Origin of the sequence: Litorilinea aerophila, assembly GCF_006569185.2 — a bacterium.
GTDB lineage: Bacteria > Chloroflexota > Anaerolineae > Caldilineales > Caldilineaceae > Litorilinea > Litorilinea aerophila.
This window is the reverse complement of the sequence record NZ_VIGC02000004.1, coordinates 19719-42430: the sequence shown is the minus strand read 5'-3', so window position 1 is coordinate 42430 and position 22712 is coordinate 19719. Positions and strand designations below refer to the sequence as shown.

The 22712-nt window shown below is 59.3% G+C and carries 11 protein-coding genes; 8 read left to right on the top strand and 3 right to left on the bottom strand.

What is annotated here, in order from left to right; all coding sequences use genetic code 11:
- Nucleotides 1–44: 44 nt before the first annotated feature.
- The 3 genes from ftsH to FKZ61_RS03645 form a co-directional block, all read right to left on the bottom strand.
- Nucleotides 45–2006, bottom strand: a complete 1962-nt coding sequence (gene ftsH / locus FKZ61_RS03655) for an ATP-dependent zinc metalloprotease FtsH (RefSeq protein WP_141608724.1) — start codon at nucleotides 2004–2006, stop codon at nucleotides 45–47.
- A 300-nt stretch (nucleotides 2007–2306) separates the two neighbouring features.
- Nucleotides 2307–3224: a metallophosphoesterase gene (locus FKZ61_RS03650; protein ID WP_170199198.1), complete on the bottom strand. Its 918-nt coding sequence runs from the start codon at nucleotides 3222–3224 to the stop codon at nucleotides 2307–2309.
- 120 nt (nucleotides 3225–3344) lie between these two features.
- On the bottom strand, nucleotides 3345–4379 hold the full coding sequence (locus tag FKZ61_RS03645; RefSeq protein WP_141608722.1) for a class I fructose-bisphosphate aldolase: 1035 nt from the start codon (nucleotides 4377–4379) through the stop codon (nucleotides 3345–3347).
- Nucleotides 4380–4866: 487 nt separating this feature from the next.
- Between FKZ61_RS03645 and FKZ61_RS03640 the strand changes: the two genes are divergently transcribed.
- The 8 genes from FKZ61_RS03640 (at nucleotide 4867) to FKZ61_RS03610 (ending at nucleotide 22646) form a co-directional block, all read left to right on the top strand.
- The gene (locus tag FKZ61_RS03640) at nucleotides 4867–5739 is read left to right on the top strand and encodes a restriction endonuclease (protein ID WP_141608721.1); all 873 of its coding nucleotides are present in this window, start codon (nucleotides 4867–4869) and stop codon (nucleotides 5737–5739) included.
- A 102-nt stretch (nucleotides 5740–5841) separates the two neighbouring features.
- Complete coding sequence (locus tag FKZ61_RS03635) at nucleotides 5842–6888, top strand: Vgb family protein (protein ID WP_211358390.1); 1047 nt, start codon at nucleotides 5842–5844, stop codon at nucleotides 6886–6888.
- A 566-nt stretch (nucleotides 6889–7454) separates the two neighbouring features.
- Entirely contained in the window at nucleotides 7455–9866 is a 2412-nt protein-coding gene (locus tag FKZ61_RS03630) for an LVIVD repeat-containing protein (RefSeq protein WP_141608720.1), read from the top strand.
- 432 nt (nucleotides 9867–10298) lie between these two features.
- On the top strand, nucleotides 10299–13907 hold the full coding sequence (locus FKZ61_RS03625; protein ID WP_170199196.1) for an NHL repeat-containing protein: 3609 nt from the start codon (nucleotides 10299–10301) through the stop codon (nucleotides 13905–13907).
- A gap of 147 nt (nucleotides 13908–14054) precedes the next feature.
- Nucleotides 14055–14186 (top strand): hypothetical protein, encoded by a 132-nt coding sequence (locus tag FKZ61_RS23845; protein ID WP_268251866.1) that lies wholly within the window; start codon nucleotides 14055–14057, stop codon nucleotides 14184–14186.
- Between the two features lie 101 nt (nucleotides 14187–14287).
- The gene (locus FKZ61_RS03620; RefSeq protein ID WP_141608718.1) at nucleotides 14288–19633 is read left to right on the top strand and encodes an SBBP repeat-containing protein; all 5346 of its coding nucleotides are present in this window, start codon (nucleotides 14288–14290) and stop codon (nucleotides 19631–19633) included.
- A 57-nt stretch (nucleotides 19634–19690) separates the two neighbouring features.
- Complete coding sequence (locus FKZ61_RS03615; protein ID WP_141608717.1) at nucleotides 19691–20008, top strand: choice-of-anchor U domain-containing protein; 318 nt, start codon at nucleotides 19691–19693, stop codon at nucleotides 20006–20008.
- A gap of 106 nt (nucleotides 20009–20114) precedes the next feature.
- Nucleotides 20115–22646, top strand: coding sequence for an ABC transporter substrate-binding protein (locus FKZ61_RS03610; RefSeq protein WP_141608716.1), 2532 nt, complete (start codon nucleotides 20115–20117; stop codon nucleotides 22644–22646).
- Nucleotides 22647–22712 lie beyond the last annotated feature (66 nt).

The following is a 22712-nucleotide window of genomic DNA, read 5'->3' as shown; positions in this document are numbered from 1 at the left end:
TATGCGCCGCGCACCCTCTGTTTCCGGGCCGGGGGAAGGGCCCATCAGGCCGGTGCAGGCAGGGTACCGCCGATGTCCACGCCGCTGTCGGAGCGCTTATCGCTGCCCACAGAGGCTTCGCCCGAGCGGGAACCGGCCGGCGCCACTGACTTGCCCCGGTTCTGCTCCGCCTCGGCAAAGGGATTTTCCCCGCGCATCAACGCTTCAAACTCGGCCGCGTCGATGGTCTCCACGTCCAGGAGGCACTGGGCCACCAGCTCCACCTTGTCCCAGTGGGCCGACAGGAGCTGGCGACAGCGGGTGTGGGCCTCCTCCACAAACCGGCGGACCTCCTCATCGATGGCCTGGGCGACCCGGTCGCTGTAATTGCGCCGCTCGCTGATCTCCCGGCCCAGGAAGACCAACTCCTCCCGCTCGCCGTAGCGGATGGGCCCCAGTTTGGGGCTCATGCCCCACTGGGTAACCATGGCCCGGGCCATGGCGGTGACCCGCTCCAGATCGTTGCTGGCGCCAGTGGTCACGTCTTTGAAGCGCAGCTCTTCGGCCACCCGGCCCCCCAGCAGGGCCACCAGCTGTTCCTGGAACTTCTCCTTGGTCACCAGCCGGGTCTCTTCGTTGGGCAGGCTCAGGGTGTAGCCGCCGGCCATGCCTCGGGGCACGATGGTCACCTTGTGGACCGGGTCGTGGTTGGGCAGGAAATGCATGGCCACCGCGTGGCCCGCCTCGTGGAAGGCCACCACCTCTTTCTCCCGGGGGGTGATGAGGCGGCTGCGCCGTTCCGGGCCGGCGATGACCCGCTCGATGGCCTCCTGCAGCTCGGCCATGCCGATGGAGCGGCGGTTGCGCCGCGCGGCCAGGATGGCCGCCTCGTTGACCAGGTTCTCCAGGTCCGCGCCGGCAAAGCCAGGCGTCTGCTTGGCGATCACGTCCAGATCCACGTCGGCGGCCAGGGGCTTGCCCCGCACGTGGACATCCAGGATCTCCCGCCGGCCCTTGACGTCCGGGGCATCCATGGTCACCCGGCGGTCGAAGCGGCCAGGCCGCAGCAGGGCCGGGTCCAGGATGTCGGGCCGGTTGGTGGCGGCGATGAGGATGACGTTGGTATCGGTATCAAAGCCGTCCATCTCCACCAGGATCTGGTTCAGGGTCTGCTCCCGCTCGTCGTGGGAGCCCCCCATGCCGGCGCCCCGGTGGCGGCCCACCGCGTCGATCTCGTCGATGAAGATGATGCAGGGCGAATTCTTCTTGGCCTGCTCGAAGAGGTCCCGCACCCGGCTGGCGCCCACGCCCACGAACATCTCCACGAACTCGGAGCCGGAGATGCTGAAGAAGGGCACGCCGGCCTCGCCGGAGACGGCCTTGGCCATAAGGGTTTTGCCGGTGCCCGGTGGCCCCACCAGGAGCACGCCCTTGGGGATGCGCGCCCCCAGGCTGGCGAACTTTTCCGGTTCCTTGAGGAACTCCACCACTTCCTGGAGCTCCTGCTTGGCCTCTTCGTTGCCGGCCACGTCGTCAAAGGTGACCGTGGGCCGGTCGCCGGTGAACATGCGGGCCCGGCTCTTGCCGAAGCTGAAGGCCTGATTGCCCGCGCCCTGGGCCTGGCGCATGATAAAGAAGAAAAAGAGGCCCAACAGAAGCAGGGGCAACAGCGCCAACAGGACGCCCCCCCAGCTCTCCCACAGCCGCGGCGCCTCTACGCTGATGTCCACCGCCTGGAGCTCCGTCGGAGTGACGCCCAAATTGCGCAACGTCTCCACCAGCCCGGCGTCGGTTTCAATGCGGGACTGGAGCAGCTCGTTGGACCCCTTCCGGACCAGGGTGATGCGGTCGTCCTTGATGCTGATGCTGGCCACCTCGCCCTTGCGGACCATGTCCGCCGCTTTGGCGATGGGGATAACGGTGGCAGCGCCCCCAGGCGAGCGGGCGAAGGAAGTGTAGAGGAAGGCACCCAGGGCGATCAGAAGCAGCACGTAGATCGCACCGGTGCGGATTCGTTTGGGATTCATCACAGATCCTGTTTGCGACTATGCCTGCGAAAAGTCCGGGAAATGGCTGGTGGGAAGATGCGATTCCACCATCCACTGGCCACGTTCCAAAAGTCTAACACAGGGCCCTACTTACGTCAAACAAATGAGCTAAACCCCGGCTGGTCGCAGCCGGTCCTCACTTTGTTGCCACATCCAGTTTCCACCAGTTTCCACGCCTATTTTCCACACCCTATTTTGACATGTCATGGCGCCATTACCATAGCGCCATTTTGTATCGCCAGCAGTAGGTTCGCTTCCAACCCGGGGCAGCCAGGCATTTCAGGCTGGCTGCAGGGTGAAAAGGGACACCTCCGGCCGGCAGTTGAAACGATAGGGCAGCGGCCAGACGCCGATGCCCCGGCTGGTGTAGACCTGCCGCTCGCCCACCCGCTGGAGGCCCATGGGATAATGTCGGCCGTAGCGGGGGAGGATGGGCGCGTAGAGCTCCAGGCCCAGGCCGTCCCGGCGCAACCGGGGCAGGCGCACCTGTCCACCATGGCTGTGGCCGCTGAACTGGACCGCCACCGGCGCCTCCCGGCGCACCACCTGGCTGAAAAAGTCCGGCTCATGCACCATCAGGAGGGTGACTGCGGCCGACGGCACATTGGCCAGGGCCTGGGTCAGATCCGGCCGGCCGCTCCAGACATCATCCAGGCCGGCCAGCCAGAGGCCGTCCGCCAGCGGGATGGCCTGGTTGCGCAGGAGGGAAACCGCCCCTTCGGCCAGGGAGCGCGCGACCAGGGACGCATCGGTCCAGAGGTCGTGGTTGCCCAGCACGGCGAAGGCGGGCGCGTCCAGATGCCGCAGGGGCTCCACCAATCCCCGGGCGGCCTCGGGATCCCGACCCACGTAGTCGCCGGTCAACATGACCCAGCGGGGCGCCAGTCGGTTGACCAGTTGCACGGTCTGGAGTAGCCGTTCGGGAGAAAAATATTCGCTGAGGTGAATGTCGGAAATCTGGGCCAGAGTCGTACCGGCCAGCCGTTCCGGCAGCCCTGGCACCTGCAGGGTCACCCGCTCCACATCCAGCCAGCGGGGCTCCACCAGGCGCGTATAGGCTGCCGTGGCGCCACTGCCGGCGGCCAGGGCGCCCATCCACTGAAGGAAGCGGCGACGGGTCCAGCGCCGCCGGGTGAGAACACGCTCCTGCCCGGCATCCGGCGAGTTTCCGTGGGAAGCCGGGGCAACCAAGCCCATGTCAGTCCGGAACAACCATTCCATAATCCTCAAAACGGTGAGGGGGCAAGGAGGGTTCCCCGGCTCAGGAATACCTCCAGGTCGCCTGAGCCGGGGAAGGGGCCTTTTACGCCACCGGAGTTACGCCACCGGGGCAGCTGCCTCCTCCATGGCCGGCGTGTACTTGCCGTAGCGGGCGGCGCTGTTACAGCGGGCCCGGTGGTAGAAGGCCTGCTGGGCGGCAGCCACGTTGGCCGGATCTCCCCGCCAGGCCTGCAGCACCGGCTCCTGGAGGGCTCGCCCATAGGAGAAGCTCAGCTCCCAGGGATGGCTGCCCATGGCGTTCATGGCGTTGAGGTTTTCCGTGGCCTGCACCGGGCTCTGTCCGCCGGAGAGGAAGACGATACCCGGCACGGCTGCGGGGACGGCCCGCCGGAGGATGCGCACCGTGGCCTCGGCCACCTCCTGGGTGGAGGCCTGGCGGGGGCACTTCTTGCCGGCGATGACCATGTTGGGCTTGAGCAGCGTCCCCTCCAGGTAGACCCGGGCCTCGTACAGCTCGCCGAAGACGGCCCGCAGGGTTGCCTCGGTCACCTCGGCACAGCGCTCTATGTCGTGGCTGCCGTCCATGAGCACTTCCGGCTCCACGATGGGCACCAGCCCGGCCTCCTGGCAGAGGGCGGCGTAGCGGGCCAGGGCGTGGGCGTTGGCCATGATGCAGGTGCGGGTGGGAATGCCGTCGCCGATGTCAATAACCGCGCGCCACTTGGCGAAACGGGCACCCAGCTCGCGATATTCGGCCAGGCGCTCCCGCAGGCCGTCCAGCCCTTCCGTCACCTTTTCGCCGGGGAAGCCGGCCAGGTCCTTGGCGCCCTTGTCCACCTTGATGCCGGGGATAATGCCCCGCCGGCTCAGGACCTGGGGCAAAGGCGTGCCGTCCTGGGCCTGCTGGCGGATGGTCTCGTCGTACAGGATGACGCCGCTGATGAACTCCTCCACGCCGTCGGTGGTAAAGAGCAGCTCCCGGTAGGCCCGGCGGGTCTCCGGGGTAGATTCCAGGTGGATGGTGTCGAAACGCTTCTTGATGGTCCCGGTGCTCTCGTCTGCGGCGAGGATACCCTTGCCCGGCGCCACCAGCGCCCGGGCTGTCGCTTCCAGTTCAGCTTTGGGGAACATGGGAAGGCTCCTTCATCTTGATCTTGTCGAAATCGATTCGTCGCTCTTCTACAGAGACCGCAGATTGCCCAGATGAGCACAGATTTTCCAGAGAGTCTCCGTGTCATCTTTATGATTCGTATATCCAGACCATTTCCAGTATACCACAAGGAGAAGGGCCGGAGCAGTGAAGTTTGTCCTGGGAAACCGGGCATATTTGGACTTTGGGACAAACGGGTGGGGCAAGCCCCGCCTCTATCGGATCTGTCCGCATGGGTACCGGGAGCAAACGGGCTTGCCCCATGCCATAATGTCGCATCCCGGCTACTATACACCCGGATAAAACGGGAAGTCCTTGTCGTTTTCTTAACTTCTGGCTATACTGACGAAGAACGATCCTATGCCACTCTTGGACTACGTATCTTGGACTACGTAGAAGTCAGCTCCCCAAATCCGGGAACTCGCGCTACAGATCTATCCAGAACCATCTCTTCCCTGAAGGAGTACCATGCAGTCTGTTCCCACCTTTGATGAATATATGAACCCTATTTTGAAGGCGCTGCACGAACTCGGTGGCTCGGCAACCAACCAGGAAATTTTTGAAAAAGTCAGCGAGGACATGGGACTCACCGATGAGCTGCTGTCTATTCCCCATAATCCAGAACGGGGAAACCAAACGGAAGTTGCCTACCGGATGGCCTGGGCCCGGACCTATCTGAAGCAGGCAGGATACATCGAGAACAGTGAGAGGGGGGTGTGGGCACTTACCCCGCAAGGTCGACAGACGGAATCTGTCGACCCGCGACGCGTCGTATCTCTGGTCCGCAGCCAATATGTGGCCAAACAATCCCGCTCCTTGAGCTCGGCAGAACAAGGAGAAAGTGGTGAGCCGCCCGATCTGGAAGATGAAACTTCGTCCGATGCATGGCGAAGCCAATTAATGTCCGTGCTATCAAGAATGATGCCAGATTCATTTGAACGGCTTGCCCAACGACTCCTACGCGAATGTGGCTTTGTAGAAGTGGATGTAACCGGCCGGACAGGGGATGGAGGCATCGATGGGCGGGGCATTCTTCGAGTACAGAATCTGGTGAGCTTTCAAGTTTTATTTCAATGCAAACGCTGGGCGGGAACTGTCGGAGCCAAGGAAATCAGGGATTTTCGCGGCGCAATGGTCGGGCGCACGGACAAAGGCCTCTTCATCACCACAGGATCATTTTCCCGTGACGCCCAGAAGGAAGCGACGCGGGACGGCGCGCCTCCCATTGACCTGATCGACGGCGAACAATTGCTCGACCTGCTGAAAAATCTTGAGCTCGGTGTCCAGAGAAAAGTGGTTGAAAAAATAATCATTGATGAAGAGTGGTTTCAATCTATTTGAAAGCCTTGATCTTCCCTGAAAGCAGGCATGCCTCCCGGAAGGAAGTATTGGGTCTTTGTCCTCGGTGCAGAGTGGGTAGACAGAGAATACAAGGAGGAGATCATGCTGCGCACAATACTGGCCGGCTTAGCTGCCCTCTGGCTCGTCGGCTGCACAGCGGTCACACCCGCGGCCGCGCCCACCCCCTTCGCGTCCACACCCGTAACGGAGACGGTCACGCCAACGGCTCCAGCCTCCATCCCCGACGCCAGTCAACTCACCCTGCAGGAGTACCCGGTCCCCCGGGGATCCCATCCCCACGACGTGGCCCCGGCACCCGATGGAACCGTCTGGTACACGGCCCAGGCCAGCGGCGAGCTGGGTCGGCTGGATCCTACCACCGGTGAGACCCATCACATTCCCCTGGGTACGGGCTCGGCTCCCCACGGCGTCATCGTCGGCCCAGACGGCGCGGCCTGGGTCACCGACGGTGGTTTGAACGCCATCGTCCGGGTAGACCCAGAGACAGAGGCGGTGGCAGTCTTCCCCCTGCCGCCGGACAGTGGCTATGCCAACCTCAACACGGCCGCCTTTGACGCCGACGGCATCCTCTGGTTCACCGGCCAGAGCGGCATCTACGGCCGCCTCGACCCGGCCACGGGCACGGTGCAGGTCTTCGATGCACCGCGCGGGCGTGGCCCCTACGGCATCACAGCCACGCCGGACGGCGCCATCTACTACGCTTCCCTGGCCGGCAGTCACATCGCCCGCATCGATCTCAACACCTTCGAAGCCGTGGTCCTGGAGCCGCCCACCCCTGGCCAGGGCGCACGACGCATCTGGTCCGACTCTGTTGGCCGCCTCTGGGTGAGCGAGTGGAACGCAGGCCAGCTGGCCATGTATGACCCGGCCCGTGATGCGTGGCGGGAATGGCCCCTGCCCGGCGACAGGCCCCGGCCCTACGCCGTATACGTGGATGAGCACGACGCGGTCTGGCTGAGCGACTTCGGATCCAATGCGCTGGTGCGCTTCGACCCCTCCCAGGAGCGTTTCGACGTCTTTCCCCTGCCCAGCTCACCGGCCAACGTGCGCCAGCTCCTGGGCCGCCCTGGGGAGGTTTGGGGCGCAGAGTCGGGCGTGGATCAGCTGGTGGTGGTGCGGGAGCCGTAAACTGCGGGAGCTGTAAACAGCGTCAAACCGGCGCTACACCCAACTGCGCCTACCTTCCTGCTTGACGAACCAGGCAACCTCTTCCCCTGTCCAGCGAATGGGCGGGGGATATTTTTGCAAAATTTGCAAAAATGGCGCCGGATCCCCCCTCCCACAGAGAGGGCCGGCGCCAGGGGGCTTGTATCCCGGTGTGGAAGGTGCTATGATGGCCCTAGTATCGGCCGGTCGGCCCGGCCGCCCGTCCAGTGGATGGGCGGCCGTCCCCCAGGCGGGTTATCGAGCGGACATCATCGCACCCGACATCACGAGCTCTGCCAGATTTTCCCTCGCCGGGCCGGTTCCGTGAAAAGCCACGGAACCACACCTACATCCAATCTTGAACAAAGTCCATCTCCATGCTGGCGTCGAACAGCGGCGGTAGTATCTGCCTGCTGTCCATCAGCATACACAACCTGAAGCGCACATTGTCCATGGCTGGCCTGCCTTTCATCCGGCGCTGAGCCGGCCTTGCTGAAGAGTGGTCGCACCATTCAGCAGCCAGGCTGTTTCGACACCGAGGTGAAATCATGGGAAGAAAACCGTTCATTGCCCTGCTCTCGCTTATCGCCCTCCTGGCCTGGGGCGCGGCTCCGTCCATCTTCGGGAACGGCGTGCCCCTGTCCCCGGACCGCGCCCAGGCCGCCGCCCTGGTGCAGCAGGCCCAGAATGTGGAACTGGTTGGACACATCGGGGGCTCTGCTCTGGCCGTAGCTGTCCAGGGAAATTACATTTACGCGGGCATTGGCCCTGAGTTAGCCGTGATGGAGTTCAGCGGGTCGGGCAATCTGTCCCGGGTGGGGTATGTGGTGCTACCGGATTCTGTGTCTAACGTGGCTGTTTCGGGCAACTACGTCTATGTCGCAGCCGAAGGGGGAGGTCTGCGTATCATCGATATCTCCAACCCGGCCAATCCGATCGAGGTAGGCTCCTATGACACCCCCGGGGATGCTGAGGGGGTCGCAGTCGCCGGTGATTACGCCTATGTGGTGGTTCGGGATAAAGGTCTGCGTATCATCAACATCTCTAATCCGGCCAATCCAACTGAAGTGAGCTCCTACGACTTGTCGGGAGATGTCCATAACGTCGCGGTTGCGGGTTCCTATGTCTACGTGCCAGCAGGATATAGCGGTCTGCGTATCATTAACGTCTCCAACCCTGTCAACCCCACTGAAGTGGGCACCTATAAGACACAAGAATATGCCTTTGACGTCGCCGTAGCCGGCTCTTACGCCTATGTAACGGAAATATCAGGGGGATTTGGCCCGACGGCCAAAAGTCTGATCATCATCGACGTCTCCAATCCCGCTAACCCGATCGAGGTGAGCTCCTACGACGAAGGGTGGGGAGCCGACGACGTGGAAGTCGTTGGTGACTACGCCTATGTGACAGAAGGGAATCTGCGTATCATCGATATTTCCAACCCCGCTAACCCAACCGAGGTAGGCTCCTATGACACGCCGGGGCATGCCTTTGATGTCGCAGTCGCTGATTTTCATGCCTATATGGCAGATGGGAATAAGGGCTTGCGCATCATCGACATCTCCAAGCCCAGTAGTCCAATCGAAGTGGGTGCCTATGAGATACCAGAGTATGTCTCCGACGTTGCAGTTGCCGGCGCTCATGCTTATGTAGCAGGGGTAGATACAGGCTTGTTCATCATCGACGTATCTAACCCTGCAAACCCCAACCAGATTAGCTTCTATAATACGCCGGGAGTTGCCTTCAATGTCGCAGTTGCCGGCTCTTACGCTTATGTGGCAGTTAGAGATGCAGGATTACGCATTATCAATATCGCCAGCCCGATCAGCCCAACCGAAGTGGGTGCCTACGAGAGGTCTGTCCAAGAGGTCGTAGTAGCGGGTCATTACGCTTACATAGCGGATGGAGATTTGCGTATCATCGACATTTCTAACCCCGCTAGCCCAACCGAGGTAGGTTCCTACAACACACCGGGGACGGCCGTAGACATCGCAGTCGCCGACTCCTATGCCTACGTGGCGGATGGAGGTCTACGTATTATTGACATCTCCACCCCCAGTAATCCAATCGAAGTGGGCTCCTACAATATACAGGGATCTGTCAATGCCATCGCAGTAGCCGGTCCCTACGCCTACGTGGCGGATGGCCCTAATGGCTTGCGCATCATTGACATCTCAAATCCCGCCAACCCGACCCAGGTAGGTTTCTATGACACACGGGGCGAAGAGAATGTGGAGTATGACTTCCAAGACGTCGCAATCGTTGGCTCCTACGCCTACCTGGCAAGCGAGGCAGCAGGCCTCCGCATCATCGACGTCTCCAACCCGGCCAACCCAACTGAGGTGGGATTCTATGATACGCCGTGGGCTGCCTCCGTCGTCGCAATCGCCGGCCCTTATGCCTACGTGGCAGATGGATACGGGGGTCTGTTTATCTTACGTTTTGAGGAGTCCACGCCGCCCCTGAGCGACGGCAATGGGGACGGCATCCCCGACGACCAACAACCCCACGTGGAGACGCTGGTCAGCACCACCGGCCACCCCATCACCCTGGCCGGGCCCGAGGACGTCACCCTCTCGAATGTACAATCCATCTCGCCTACGGTCACTCCTCCGCCCGGGGTGGAATTGCCCCAGGGCCTGTTGACCTTCCAGGTGCAAGGCCTGAACCCGGGCAGTGCCGTCACCTTGACCCTCACCATCCACACCGGCCCTGTGGCCTCCGGCTACTGGAAGTACGGGCCTACAGCCGATAACCCAGCCGACCACTGGTATCCCTTTGACTACGACCCCACCACCAACGCGGGCGCCCAGATAAACGGCAACCTCATTACCCTCCATCTGGTGGACGGTGGACGGGGCGATGGTGACCTCGCCGCCAACGGAGTCATCACCGATCCCGGAGGCCCGGGCACTCGGTCAGAAGGCAACACCCTGTACCTGCCTTTCATTCAGCGATGAGCCGGCCTTGCGGAAGAACGAATGCACCATTCAGCAGCCAGGCTGTTTCGACACCGAGGTGGAATCCGTAGAAGAAAGTACTTCATCCAGATATCCCCTGCGAGGGACAGCAGCTATGGTTGTGAGGCCACCTATACATTAAATCTGAGCACCACAAACCTGAACAATGCAGTGCAGCTCTACCTGCCGCTGGTGCTGCGCGACCGCTAATACCATCTGCCTTGATTTGCCATGGAGCCAACCCAAGCCGCCGAATTGACAGACGAATGCCGTCGTCAGGACAGCACGCCCCTGATGGAGGAGAAACCGGAAGGGCCCGAGGAGTGCGCATCTGCCGTCGCTCGCCCAGGATACGCTACTTCGACGACACCTGCATTATGTCGGCACAGCGAACACCCAAATCCCAAATCCATTACAAAACAGGAGAGCAAAATGAAAGCGCGAGTTCTCACCGGATTCTGCCCGCTGTTTTGCGTAGCGCTGTTCCTGGCGCTATTGCCCGCCCTCCCGATTGCCGCCCAAGGGCTACAGCCGCCAGGTCCGGCGGAGATTCTCCCAGCGCCGGAGGGGCCACCTTTGGCTGGCCCGGAGAGCAAACCTTCCGCTCCCTTTGCCGAGGCGCCAAAGATGGAAACCCAGAGCGTGGATGCGGCCGCTATTCCCCTTGGCCAGCCGGGGCTGAGCTTCCGCTACGTACAGACGTTTGGGGTGTCAGAAGTAGCTTACACCGCTGATACCCTACACCTTAACTTCCCTTATGGCATTGGCACCGATGGAAGCAATATCTGGATTGGTGAGCAGTGGGGGAACCGAGTTCTCCAGTATGATCATGCGGGGAACTTCAAGCAGCAATTTGGCTGCGCCCGTTTCCCCGACGGCTGTGGGGATACGTCCTTCTGGGAGATTGTGGATGTTGCGGTCGACGGTGGGGGAAACATCTGGGTGGTGGATGCCACATCGAACCGTGTTGTGCAACTCGACCCCTCCGGGCAGAAAATCCTCGAGTTGGGGGAAATGTGGGTGGAAGGGAACAGCAATAGCCAGTTTGTTGACCCTATCAGTGTAGCCTTTGACGCCAATGGCAATATCTACGTCAGTGATGGCGCTCCCTTCTGGAACCGGGAACGGGGCAACCATCGGATTCAAATTTTCCAGAGCAATGGCACCTATCTGGCCACCCTCGGTCAGACGGGGATATGTGGTTCGGGACAGACTCAGTTCTGTGGTCCACGCCACATCACTATCTACGGCACTGAGCTCTATGTGGCAGACGCCGGCAACAATCGGGTGCAGATTTTCAATATCACGAACCCCGCATCGCCCGGCTATGTGGCAACCATTGGTGGACTCAACAACCCATCTGGCGTGGCTGTAGATGCAAATTACATCTATGTGGCCGATACCTGGAATGACCAGGTCCGGGTGTTTCACCGCTCCACACGGGCTCATGTGACCACAATTGGGGCAGGTTGGGGGACGGATAACAACCAGTTCAAAAACCCCTCCGATGTCGCCGTGGATGCCATGGGCAATCTGTATGTGGCCGATTGGGTGAATACCCGTGTGCAGCAGTTCTTTCCTTCGGGAAGCACCTGGAACTATATACGCACGTACGGTGTGACCGGCGTTCCTTACGTTACTGACGGCTACCATTACAATACCCCGACAGGTATAGCCATCGCCGATGATGGGAACTTCTATTTAACAGAAGAGCACGGCCACCGGCTAAACAAGCTTTCCCCTGATGGCACACCGATATGGGCGGTAGGCGCGGCAGGCGTCAAAGGCGATTGGGATCACAGCAATGACCGGCTAAACAACCCGGATGACGTGGCTGTTGATGCCAATGGGCGGGTTTATGTCGCTGATCGCTGGCATAATCGGGTGCAAATTTACAACCCGGACGGTTCATACCACGCCACGATAGATGGCCTGGAGTGCCCGGGCGGGGTAGCCCTTGCTCCCAGCAACGGCTATCTCTACGTGGCTAATTCATGCAACCACACAGTTAGAATCTACAACACGGGCCTGGAGCTAGTCGCGACTCTGGGAACGCCGGGTCAAGCAGGCACCGATCACGCCCATTTCAACTTGCCGGAGGATGTTGCCGTAGACAGTAACGGTACGATCTACGTCTCCGACCGGGACAACCACCGCGTCCAGGTCTTCGATGCCAATCGTCAGTACGTGCGCACCATGGGGGAGACCGGCATCCGGAGCAACGATTTTGCTCATTTCAATGGACCGAACAACCTGTTTGTAGACAACTTTAACCGGCTCTATGTGGCTGATGAATGGAATAATCGCATTCAAGTCTTTGATGAAGGCGGCAATTACCTGACTACCATCGGGGGAAGTTGGGGGAGCCGGACCGGGCAATTTCGTGGTGCTCGTGGCGTGACGGTAGACAGCGCTGGTAACGTCTATGTGACCGACACCAACAACCATCGCATCCAAAAATTCGCGCCGGGCGTGCCAGGTTGGAAGCAGGTGAACATCAATGGGTTTGGGGAACGACAGAACACATGGATCAGCAACCTGGTGAATTTCAAAGGCCATCTCTATGCTTCGGGATACCGGCCATATGTATGGCGTTTAGAAAATGATGGCTCTTGGAGTACGGTGAACAACTTGGGTTTTGGCGATAGCACAAACGTTGAGATCGATGCTATGGCTGTGTTCAATAACCATCTTTATGCGGCCACGTTTACCTTCATCTGTGATGACCCAGATTGTAACAACTGGCATACCAACGGGCCACAGTTCTGGCGCACGGCGGATGGTACCACGTGGGAGAACGTGACACCGCCAGGGAGTATCGGCACCGACTATCGGTGGGTGCCCACAATGGCCGCACTGGGAGGCTATTTGTACGCAACTCTGGATAGGCAAGATCACAGCACACTAGGCGCCGAGATCTGGCGCACAGCCGATGGACAGAACTGGCAACAGATTGCCTCTGGCGGCTTCGGTGACCCATACAACACCGGTGTCCTGTCGCTGGTGGAATACAACGGCTACCTGTATGCAGGCACCCGTCATGGAGACTGGCAAAATGATGCACATTCCGATGGCCCGCTGGGAGGTGAGGTGTGGCGCTACGACGGAACCAACTGGGTGCGCGTAAATGACCCGGGATTTGGTGATTTAGAAGCACATCGCGTAGAAAGGCTCATCGTTTTCAACAACGCGCTATATGCATTTATTTCTCGTGTCGTCGGCACAACCAAAGGAGCCGAAATTTGGCGTTGTATCGCAACTATCTGCAATAGCCAAAACGATTGGGTCAAAGTCGTCGATAACGGTTTTGGCAACCCCCAAAATCAATATATCTTCGGTGGGCTCGTCACCGGTGGATATCTCTATGCAGCCACACAGAATACGTTCAACGGCTTTCGACTCTGGCGCACAATAAATGGGACCGATTGGGAACCAGCTGCTCTTGAAGGCCTGGGGGATAGCAACAACACCTATGTATGGCTCAACGCTATGGCTGAGCATAACGGCCGCCTTTACCTTGGCGTCAACAACAGCGCCAACGGCGCTGAAGTATGGGAGATGCAATCAACCCAGCAGGCCTCTGTGACAATTACCGATCCGAGCCAGCCCCACACCCTGGAGTTCAACTACGCCGACGGGGGCAAGAGCATGGTGAGCGTCCCGGCAAACCTGTTGCCGGCGGGCAGCACGCTGGTCTATGCGCCCTTCAATCTGGGCTGGCGGCCACCCAACCACCGCCTGGCCGGCAGAGCTTTCCAGCTCAACGTCTATCAGGGCGGCATCTTGCAAGAAAACCTCTCCCTATCGTCGCCTATCCAGGTCACCATCGATTACACCGATGCCGAAGTCTTCGGTCTGGACGAAGAGCTGTTGGTACTGTTGCGATGGGATCCGGACACCCTGAGCTGGACGGACGCAGCCTGTGGCCCGTATAACCGCCAGCCGGCCCAGAATCGCCTTTCCGTGCCGGTCTGCCACTTGAGCCTCTTCGGCCTCTTCGGTGAACAGGAGTTCATCTATCTACCTGTTGTGGAACGTTGACCAGGCTTACCCCCAACCCATCTCATGGAGATCGACTGCTACAACACGCCGGGAGATGCCCATGGCGGGGTAGTGGCGGGGGGGCTATACTTACGCTGGCCGAAGAGCATACCCGGCCACGGCATCTATGTAAAGCAGGAGGCTCAAATGAAAGGGCGCGTTTTCACCGGATTCGGTCTTCTGGTTTGCATGGCGCTCCTCTTGCCACTCCTATTCGGCGGCGCCAATCCCACAGGCACCCTGCACTTCGACGACGTGTCCATCACGCCGGCGCGGTGAGCGTGGGGACACGGGGCCGGGGTGGGCCGGCCGAAAGGCGGCTTGCCCCGGCTGCGCACAACGCTGGAGAAGACAAAAACAAAAAGACCGAAGGAACGACTATGAAAACGAAAATCTGGCAGATCGGGATCCTGCTCTCCCTGCTGGCCCTGACCCTGAGCAGGCCTGCGGCGGCCCAGGTCGGGGCCGGCACGGGCAGCGACCCGGCCATGCCGGCATTGGGGAGCAGTTCGGTGATGTTCATCGAGAACGTGGGCCAGTTCCCCGAGGGGGTCCGCTTCCGCGTCTACGGCGGCGACCGGGCCCTCTGGCTGGCCGAGGATGCCCTCTGGATAAGCGCCGTGGAACGTGCGCAGGGTGGTACGTTGGAACGTTTGAGAGGGGAACCTGCCAACGTGGAACCCGCTAACGTGCAGGGCGTCAACCTCAAGCTCACCTTCCCCGGCGCCACCCCCCACCCCCGTCTGGAGCCCTTCGGCCGACTGGAGACCTCGGTGAACTACTTCCTGGGCAACGACCCCGAGAAGTGGCGCACCCACGTGCCGGTCTGGAGCGGGGTGCGCTATGTTGACCTCTATCCGGGCGTGGATCTGGAGGTGACGGGTGAGGCCGGCCGCTGGAGCTGGCGGCTGGTGACCCGGGCTGGCGCCGATCTTTCCGCCGTACATCTGCAAGTAGAGGGGGCGGAAGAGGAAGAGGTAGATGTGCTCGCCACTGCCAGCGGCAGGCAGGGCTTGCGCCTACGCACGGCGGTGGGCGACTTCACCCTGCCCCTGCTCCGCGTGGAACGTGCAAACGTGGAACGTGGGAACGTGGAACGGATCAACGCCCAGACCTTTGAGGTGACTTCCCCCTTCTCCTCCGCCCCCTGGCTCCCCGGCCCCTCTGTCCAAGCGGCCGGCGCCTCCGACCTGGCCTACGCCACCTTCCTGGGGGGAAGCGGTGGTGACCAGAGCTATGCCATCGCCGTGGACGGAAGCGGCAACGCCTACGTGACGGGCTGGACCGATTCCCCCGACTTCCCGGCCACGCCGGGGGCCTACGACTCGTTCCACAACGGTTCCAGTGATGCCTTTGTAGCCAAGCTGAGCCCTACAGGAAACACTCTTCTCTACACCTCTTTCCTAGGAGGAGCTGGTAACGAGTGGGGCAACGATATCATAGTGGATCAGAACGGCAATGCTTATGTCACGGGCACCACTGATTCTTACGATTTCCCAGTTACATTAGAAGCCTACGATGTAAGCTTCAATGGCAACCGGGACATCTTTGTAGCGAAGCTGAACCCTACAGGAAACAACCTCCTCTACGCTACCTTCTTAGGAGGAAGCAACTTAGATGGAGGCACTGGTATTGACGTAGATGGAAATGGGAACGCATACATCACAGGCACTACTGAATCCTCCGACTTCCCAACTACACCCGGAGCTCATGATATGGGCTTTAACGGCTATGTAGATGTCTTCATAGCCAAGTTGGGCTCCTTGGGGAGCAACCTCGCTTACGCTACCTTCTTGGGGGGAAGCAGCTGGGATGATGGCGCCCGTATCGCCGTGGATACGGATGGAAACGCCTATATCACGGGCACTACTAGCTCCTTCGACTTCCCGGTCACGCCAAAGGCCTATAACACGAGCTTTAACGGCGGCTACCACGATATCTTCGTAGCCAAGTTTAGCCCCATAGGAAGCGATCTCTTATATGCCACTTTCTTAGGAGGAAATAATGAAGACTTTGGCTCCGATATTGCCGTGGATCCGGATGGGAATGCCTTGATCACAGGTAACACTAGCTCCTCCGACTTCCCAGTCACTCCTGGAGCCTATGATACTAGCCTTGATGGCCCTAGCGATGTCTTTGTGACTAAGCTGGGCCCTGAAGGAGGCAACGTTCTCTACGCTACCTTTTTAGGGGGGAGCAATTGGGATTTGGGTACAGGCATCCATGTAGATGAGAACGGAAACGCTTACATCACGGGCCAAACTCTATCTTCTGATTTTCCAGCCACACCAGAAGTGTATGATAATAGCTTGAACAATGGCCATAACAATTATGACAATCTCGATATCTTCCTGGTCAAGCTGAACCCCATGGAAAACGACCTCCCCTATGTCACCCTCCTGGGAGGAACAGATAGGGAGGAAAGCCAAGACATCACTATAGATAAGAATGGAAATATCTACGTCACAGGTTGGACCGGCTCCTCTGACTTCCCGATCACGCCAGGAGCCTTCGATAATGTCTTCGACGGCGATTCAGATACCTTTGTGGTCAAACTGGCACCGGATGTAGAGCCAGCTACCCACTCTGTCTCCGGTCGGGTGACGAACGCCAACGGAGCCCCCCTGTCCGGTGTAACCATCACGGACGACGCGGGGCATACCACCACCACGGACGGCGACGGCCGCTATACCCTGAGCGGATTGGCAGAAGGGACCTATACGGTCACGCCGGCCAAGGAGGACTTCACCTTCTCGCCGGCTTCCCGCACGGTGTCCGTGCCGCCGGATGCGACCGGGGTGGATTTTGTGGGGCGTTCTACGGCCATGGTGGATCCGATGAGATCCGTGCTATATTCTCAGCCTGATTCCGTACCGGCTGATGGCGCATCCAGGGCCTCGATCGTGGTCCAACTTCTGAACGCGGCAGGTCAGCCTGTGCCGGGCAAGACTGTCTGGCTGGAATCGAGTAGGGGTGTGCTCGATCTTGTCGAGCAGCCTTTATTGGCCACAGATAACAATGGTCGTGTGGTAGGCTCTGTTCGTTCTACAGCTCCAGGTACCGCCACGATTTTCGCAACGGTCCTGGATGATGGCATCCGGTTGTCCCGGTCTACAGTTGTCACATTTACGACCTACGCTCCTCCCAGCGGGACATTCCTGCACAGCATAGATCGAATCGTCAATATAGCAACGGATAGCCTGGATTATATTAAGGGAGATGCTCAAGAAATTGCCGAGCATGGCGCATATTTCCGTGGTGAGATTGGCGCCAATGCGGCTCAACTGGCTGCGGATTTTGTCTTTGGTATGGCAGATGTGCTGGGAGGGCTCTCTCAGAGCGGCAATTTGGAGAATCTGAAACTGGCCTTTCGCTTGAAGTGCCCAGGATGCTACATTCCAGGCACGTGGAATACCCAATTCGCCAATGCACATCCCAGAGTCTACCGCCTATTTGAGCTCAGCTTTGCGAAATTGGGAGGGACTCCTCCTGAAGAGCTTACTGAACTTCTGGGTTGGGGAGGGTTGAAATTTTTCACAGGCGAACTTGCCGGTTATTCGGCAAAATCACTCTCGAAAAGTATAGCCAAAGATCAGCTGCGAAAACATCTGTTTGGTGTGAATGATGGTACACAAACACTGTTGTACCCCACTGTGGACCGTACAGCTGAAGAGCTGAAAGATTTTCTTCGCGAACGCCGTAGCCAGCTGTTGGCCAATTTGCCCGGCATGAGCGAGGCTGACCAGAAAACTTATGAGGCAGATTTGAAACTGCGTACCGGCGCCTTGATTCTTCTAGGGCAACGACTGCGTTATCCTCGTTTGACGTTGACAGATCTGCGGCGTGCCCATTCAGAGCGGTCCAACGCCCTGGCAAATTTCGTGTGGCGCACCTCGGCTAAGTTGTTGGCAAGTTATTTTTTGGACGGTGCCGGACTGGTTGCATTGGGCGGTTCGAGAACTCTTCTGGATACATATGTGAACGCGAAAAATCTCGGCGAGTCCATACAAATGTATAACCTGGCCGTGTCTACGCTGGCCGGTTCACCGGATATCTTGCAACAGATCCATGAAACGGCCTCCAGAGGTCTGCTCCAGATTCTTCTGCGGCAAGACCCCAACCCTGCCACCGGACGAGTGCAGCGAATTGTGCACCGCAGTGAGGGCACTGGTTGGGGGCCCTTCTGGAATGAAACCGATTCTTGGAGCGAAGTCCATTTGGAAAATACGAGCTCCAACGAAGTCACATTTTACGTGACGGCGCGGTATAGGGTAGACACCAGTCGTTTTGGTTTGCCATGGGCAACTATATTTACCCAGGAGGAAGCCACCATCAACCTGAAGCCAGGGACAACAGGAGTGGTGCGCCTAAATTACAAAAAAGATTCTGGCACCACAGGCATATCGCCGACACAGGAATCGGACATAGAGTTCGTCATTTTGGGCGCAAATGATTGGGGCGTCTACTTTGTCGACAGCGTCATAAGCTCCTGGAACCCGACGCGTCTCTCATCGAGCAGCGCAGCTGCCAGCAGCGCAGAACAAGAAGCAATGCCTATTGATCCCCCCTTGAGCACTTACATTCTCCCAGTACCTTGGAGACAGCAGCACGAAGCACAACTGTGGATCAACAATCCATTCACCAGCACGGTGCCTGTTACCGTTACCCAAACCTTGCCGGCAGGGATAGAGTTGCTGGATGCAGGAGGCGCAGTCCAGAGCGGGAGCAGCATCACCTGGCACACGGTCGTAAACCCCACTGCTATGAAGGTTCTTACTTTCACGTTTGGTTTTCCGGGGGCTCCTGGCACTGAAGGAATGTTGCCGCCGGCAACCCTGAGCTTGGTGAATCCGTTGGATGGACAGGAGCTTACAGCGGATTCCAATGCCGTTGCTTTTCAGGCTCTTTGGCCGTTTGCCTTGGACTATGCCCTGCCAAGAGCCGTCCTGCCTGGAGAAGAGGTCCCTGTCGTGGTTACGGTCACCAACTGGCTCGAAGAGAATCCCGTATCGGGTTCCCTGACAATTCGCGTGCTCGATACCCTATCCAACACAGTATATACAAACAGCCAGCCGTTTGAGGTGCCGAACGGGTCTGAGGCAACTGTTCTATTTGCCTTGCCCGGAACACTTGCTAAGGGGAACTATGTGGTTCGCGGTCAGGTGAACGCTGAGAGTGCCTCGCATGAAGCTTTCGCCGATCTGGTACAGGTGGGATTGCCTGGGCCGAACTTGAACTACGAGGTTACCCCCTTAGGGGTCGTTTACCCTGGCGATTTTCTGACCTATACCTTGAGCTTCACGAATAGTCTTGGGTTCCCGCTAAATAATACTGTGCTGACGACCAGTATTCCGGCCGGCGTGACTGTGTTGCCGCAGAGCATCACAGATGGAGGCACAATCGAATTCGGCCAGGTTCGCTGGATGCTTGGCACGGTTGAGAATGGCGAAAAGGTGGAACGGTCCTTTGTAGTGAAGGTAAACACGGAAGTGGTTTCGTCCACCAAGCGGTTGTATTTGACAAGCGAGCCCAGGTTGACAGCCGATGAAATTGCACCAGTCCTGGGCATCACGATGCTGAATACAGCGATTGTCCCCGAAAATTCTACTCAAAATGTCATCTATCTCCCTGTGGTGCAAACTCTTTATCCGAATCCAAGAGAGCAGCGCACCGAAAGCCTTAAGAGCCTGGAATGGCGTATCTACCTGCCTTGGGCTGGCCGTTGAGCGTAGCACCGCCTGGGAGCCTAACCAACGTGAGTAAGAGGGTCACATGGAAGCCTGTTGGCCTTTGAAATGGTGGGGTTGAGCCCGGGGAGCGGCATCACCCTGACCCTCGTGGTCCACGATGGTCCGATGGCCACGGGGTACTGGAAGTACGGGCCCACGCCGGACGATGCGGAAGCGCACTGGTACGAGTTCGGCTACGATCCAGCCACGGGGACGGGTGCGGAGATCCTGGGGCGGACGATCCGGCTGCACCTGGTGGACGGGGGCCGCGGGGACGGGGATCTCACGGCCAACGGGGTGATAGCGGATCCGGGCGGTCCGGGAGGCGTAGCGCTGGACGAGTTCCTGTACCTGCCGGTGATCTGGAGATAGCCTGCAAGGAAGAGCAATAGGCCGGGGCCAGGAAATCGGCCCCGGCCTTTTCTGTAGACCGACAGCACCTATAACCCTACACGCACCGCAAAGGAGGTAGAGGAGGATGAAGACGCACGCCATGCTCCGCACGTTGATGGCGCTCACATTCGCATTCTGGATCTGCACGGCAATTGGTGTACACAACGTTCTGGCCCAGGAGAACCAACCCGGCACGCCGCCGGGGACCACCGACCACACCGGGGCATGGGTGGACACGGTTATCTTTACCGCCCAGCCGTCAGTGACCACCGCCATTGAACAGTTACGCACCTCCCAATTGGACATCTACGCAGCCGATATCGTAAGCGGCGCTCTCCTTGAAACGGTGGAAAACGATCCGAACCTGGACTACGTGCGCTTCTTTGGCGGCTACAACGAGCTGACCATCAACCCCGCCGGTCCCCGCTTCCAGGACGGTCGCTTGAACCCCTTCTCCAACTATCGCATCCGGGAAGCCCTCAACTGGTTGATCGACCGGAACTTCATTGCCCAGACGATATTCCAAGGGGCAGCCACGCCGAAGTATGTGCCGCTCATTCCGGCCGATGCCGACTACGTGCGGTATCGGGAAGCTATTCAGGCCATTGAAACCCGTTACGCCTATGATACAGCCCAGGCCCTGGCTGCCATCGACACAGAGATGCGCAGCATGGGTGCCACTCTAGTCAACGGCAAGTGGTACGATGGAGGTCAGCCCATCGTTGTCATTTTCTTGATCCGCAGTGAAGATCTGCGTCGGCAGATAGGGGACTACATCGCGGACCAACTGGAAATGGCGGGCTTTACGGTAGATCGTCAATACAAGACAGGCTCAGAGGCTGCGGCCATCTATCTCCAATCTGATCCTAGGGAAGGAGCCTGGCACCTATATACAAGTGGCTGGCTCACAACCTCGGCCAGGCGGGATGCAGGGAGTAATTTTCTGTTCTTCTATACCCCATCAGGTATGGCGGTGCCCCTGTGGCAATCATACAACCCGTCGCCAGAGTTTCAGGAAGTGGCAAGTCGCCTGGCCAATCGGACCTACACCACCATGGCAGAACGAGATGACCTGTTCCGTCGGGCATTGGAGGCTTCTTTCCAGGATCCAGGTGTAGGTTCGGTACGCATTTGGCTGGTAAACGGGGAAAGCTTTTCCCCGTTTCGTTCCGCGATATCTGTTGCTGTCAGCCGGGTGGGTGGCATTGCCGGTGTCCAGGCCTGGCCGCACACGGTACGCTTCAAGGAACAGGAGGGTGGCGTGATACGCATCGCCCAGACGCGATCCACCCCGATGGGTCCCTGGAACCCCTTGGGAGGGAGCGACTGGCTCCAGGATACCATGCCCATTCGCGCTACTCAAGATTGGGCCCTAATGACCGATCCGGAGGACGGGTTGCCCTGGCCTCATCGCATCGAGGCCGCGGAAGTGGTAGCCCAGAAGGGATTACCCATTGTGCGGACTCATCCTTGGGTCACCCTGACCTTCGCCTCTAGCATCACCGTGTCGACCGATGCCTGGGTAGACTGGGATCCCGTGCAGCAGCGCTTCATCACTGCCGGGGAAAAGTTCGGCCAGCCTCAGACGGCCCGCATCAAGAGCACTGTCCGCTATCCGGCGGACTTGTTCCAGACCGTCAAATGGCATGACGGGAGCCCTTTGGATGTGGCCGACTTCGTCATGCGTATGATTTTGACCTTTGACCGGGGCAAGCCGGAGAGTCCCATCTTTGACGAAAGCGCCCAGCCCGGTCTGGAGAGCTTTTTGAGTCACTTCAAGGGTGTTCGCATCGTTTCTCTGGACCCCTTGGTCATCGAGACCTACGAAGATGCGTGGGAACTGGACGCTGAGCACAACGTCCATACCTGGTGGCCTGGGTACGCTACAGGCCCTGGCGCCTGGCACAACCTGGCTCCGGGTATCCGTGCAGAGGCGGACGGCGCGCTGGCCTTCACGGCAGCGAAGGCCGACAAGACTGGCGTAGGTTGGATGGACTACGTACAGGGTTCTAGCCTGACGGTGCTGGCGAACTACCTGAACACCAGCGCCGCCTCAACGTATATCCCCTATGCCAACACCCTAGGAGCTTACGTGACCACGGAGGAGGCGCAAGATCGCTGGAATCGCCTGTCGGCCTGGTATGGGGCCAGGGGCCATTTCTGGGTGGGCACCGGTCCTTTCTACCTGGACGTGGTCACACCCACCCTCACCCTGCAACGTTTTGCCGACTATCCCGACGTGGCGGAGAAGTGGGACTTCGTGGTGGAGGGAGCCCGCACCTGGTTGAACTATCCGGACGGCGCGCCGGGCAGCTATTTCACCGTACAGGGAGACAACTTCCCGCCCAATACGTCGGTGCAGGTACTGGTCAACCAGCATCTATTAGGTGAGGTGAACACAGATGGAGCGGGACGCTTTTCCCTGATCCTGGCCACTGCAGAGGCGGACGAGGGCTACTACTGGGTGACGGCTACGGTGAATCCTACGGCCACCACGCTCCTGTTCCTGGATGCAGACAAGCCCCTGCGCGCGCAGGAAGGCAGCGGGCCGATGCTCTCCGTGCCCAAGGGCATTGCCTACACCGACCTGCTCTTCCTGCCTGTGACCCGGCGTTGAACCGGAAGCAATGAGCTCTCTTCCCGTGCGTACTCCAATGCTCATGCCGCGAGTAACCCTCCTCGT

What these genes read in the sequence shown, in the direction of transcription:
- ftsH (WP_141608724.1), bottom strand. Translation starts at nt 2,006, where the DNA reads ATGAATCCCAAACGAATCCGCACCGGTGCGATCTACGTGCTGCTTCTG.
- FKZ61_RS03650 (WP_170199198.1), bottom strand. Translation starts at nt 3,224, where the DNA reads ATGGGCTTGGTTGCCCCGGCTTCCCACGGAAACTCGCCGGATGCCGGG.
- FKZ61_RS03645 (WP_141608722.1), bottom strand. Translation starts at nt 4,379, where the DNA reads ATGTTCCCCAAAGCTGAACTGGAAGCGACAGCCCGGGCGCTGGTGGCG.
- FKZ61_RS03640 (WP_141608721.1), top strand. Translation starts at nt 4,867, where the DNA reads ATGCAGTCTGTTCCCACCTTTGATGAATATATGAACCCTATTTTGAAG.
- FKZ61_RS03635 (WP_211358390.1), top strand. Translation starts at nt 5,842, where the DNA reads ATGCTGCGCACAATACTGGCCGGCTTAGCTGCCCTCTGGCTCGTCGGC.
- FKZ61_RS03630 (WP_141608720.1), top strand. Translation starts at nt 7,455, where the DNA reads ATGGGAAGAAAACCGTTCATTGCCCTGCTCTCGCTTATCGCCCTCCTG.
- FKZ61_RS03625 (WP_170199196.1), top strand. Translation starts at nt 10,299, where the DNA reads ATGAAAGCGCGAGTTCTCACCGGATTCTGCCCGCTGTTTTGCGTAGCG.
- FKZ61_RS23845 (WP_268251866.1), top strand. Translation starts at nt 14,055, where the DNA reads ATGAAAGGGCGCGTTTTCACCGGATTCGGTCTTCTGGTTTGCATGGCG.
- FKZ61_RS03620 (WP_141608718.1), top strand. Translation starts at nt 14,288, where the DNA reads ATGAAAACGAAAATCTGGCAGATCGGGATCCTGCTCTCCCTGCTGGCC.
- FKZ61_RS03610 (WP_141608716.1), top strand. Translation starts at nt 20,115, where the DNA reads ATGAAGACGCACGCCATGCTCCGCACGTTGATGGCGCTCACATTCGCA.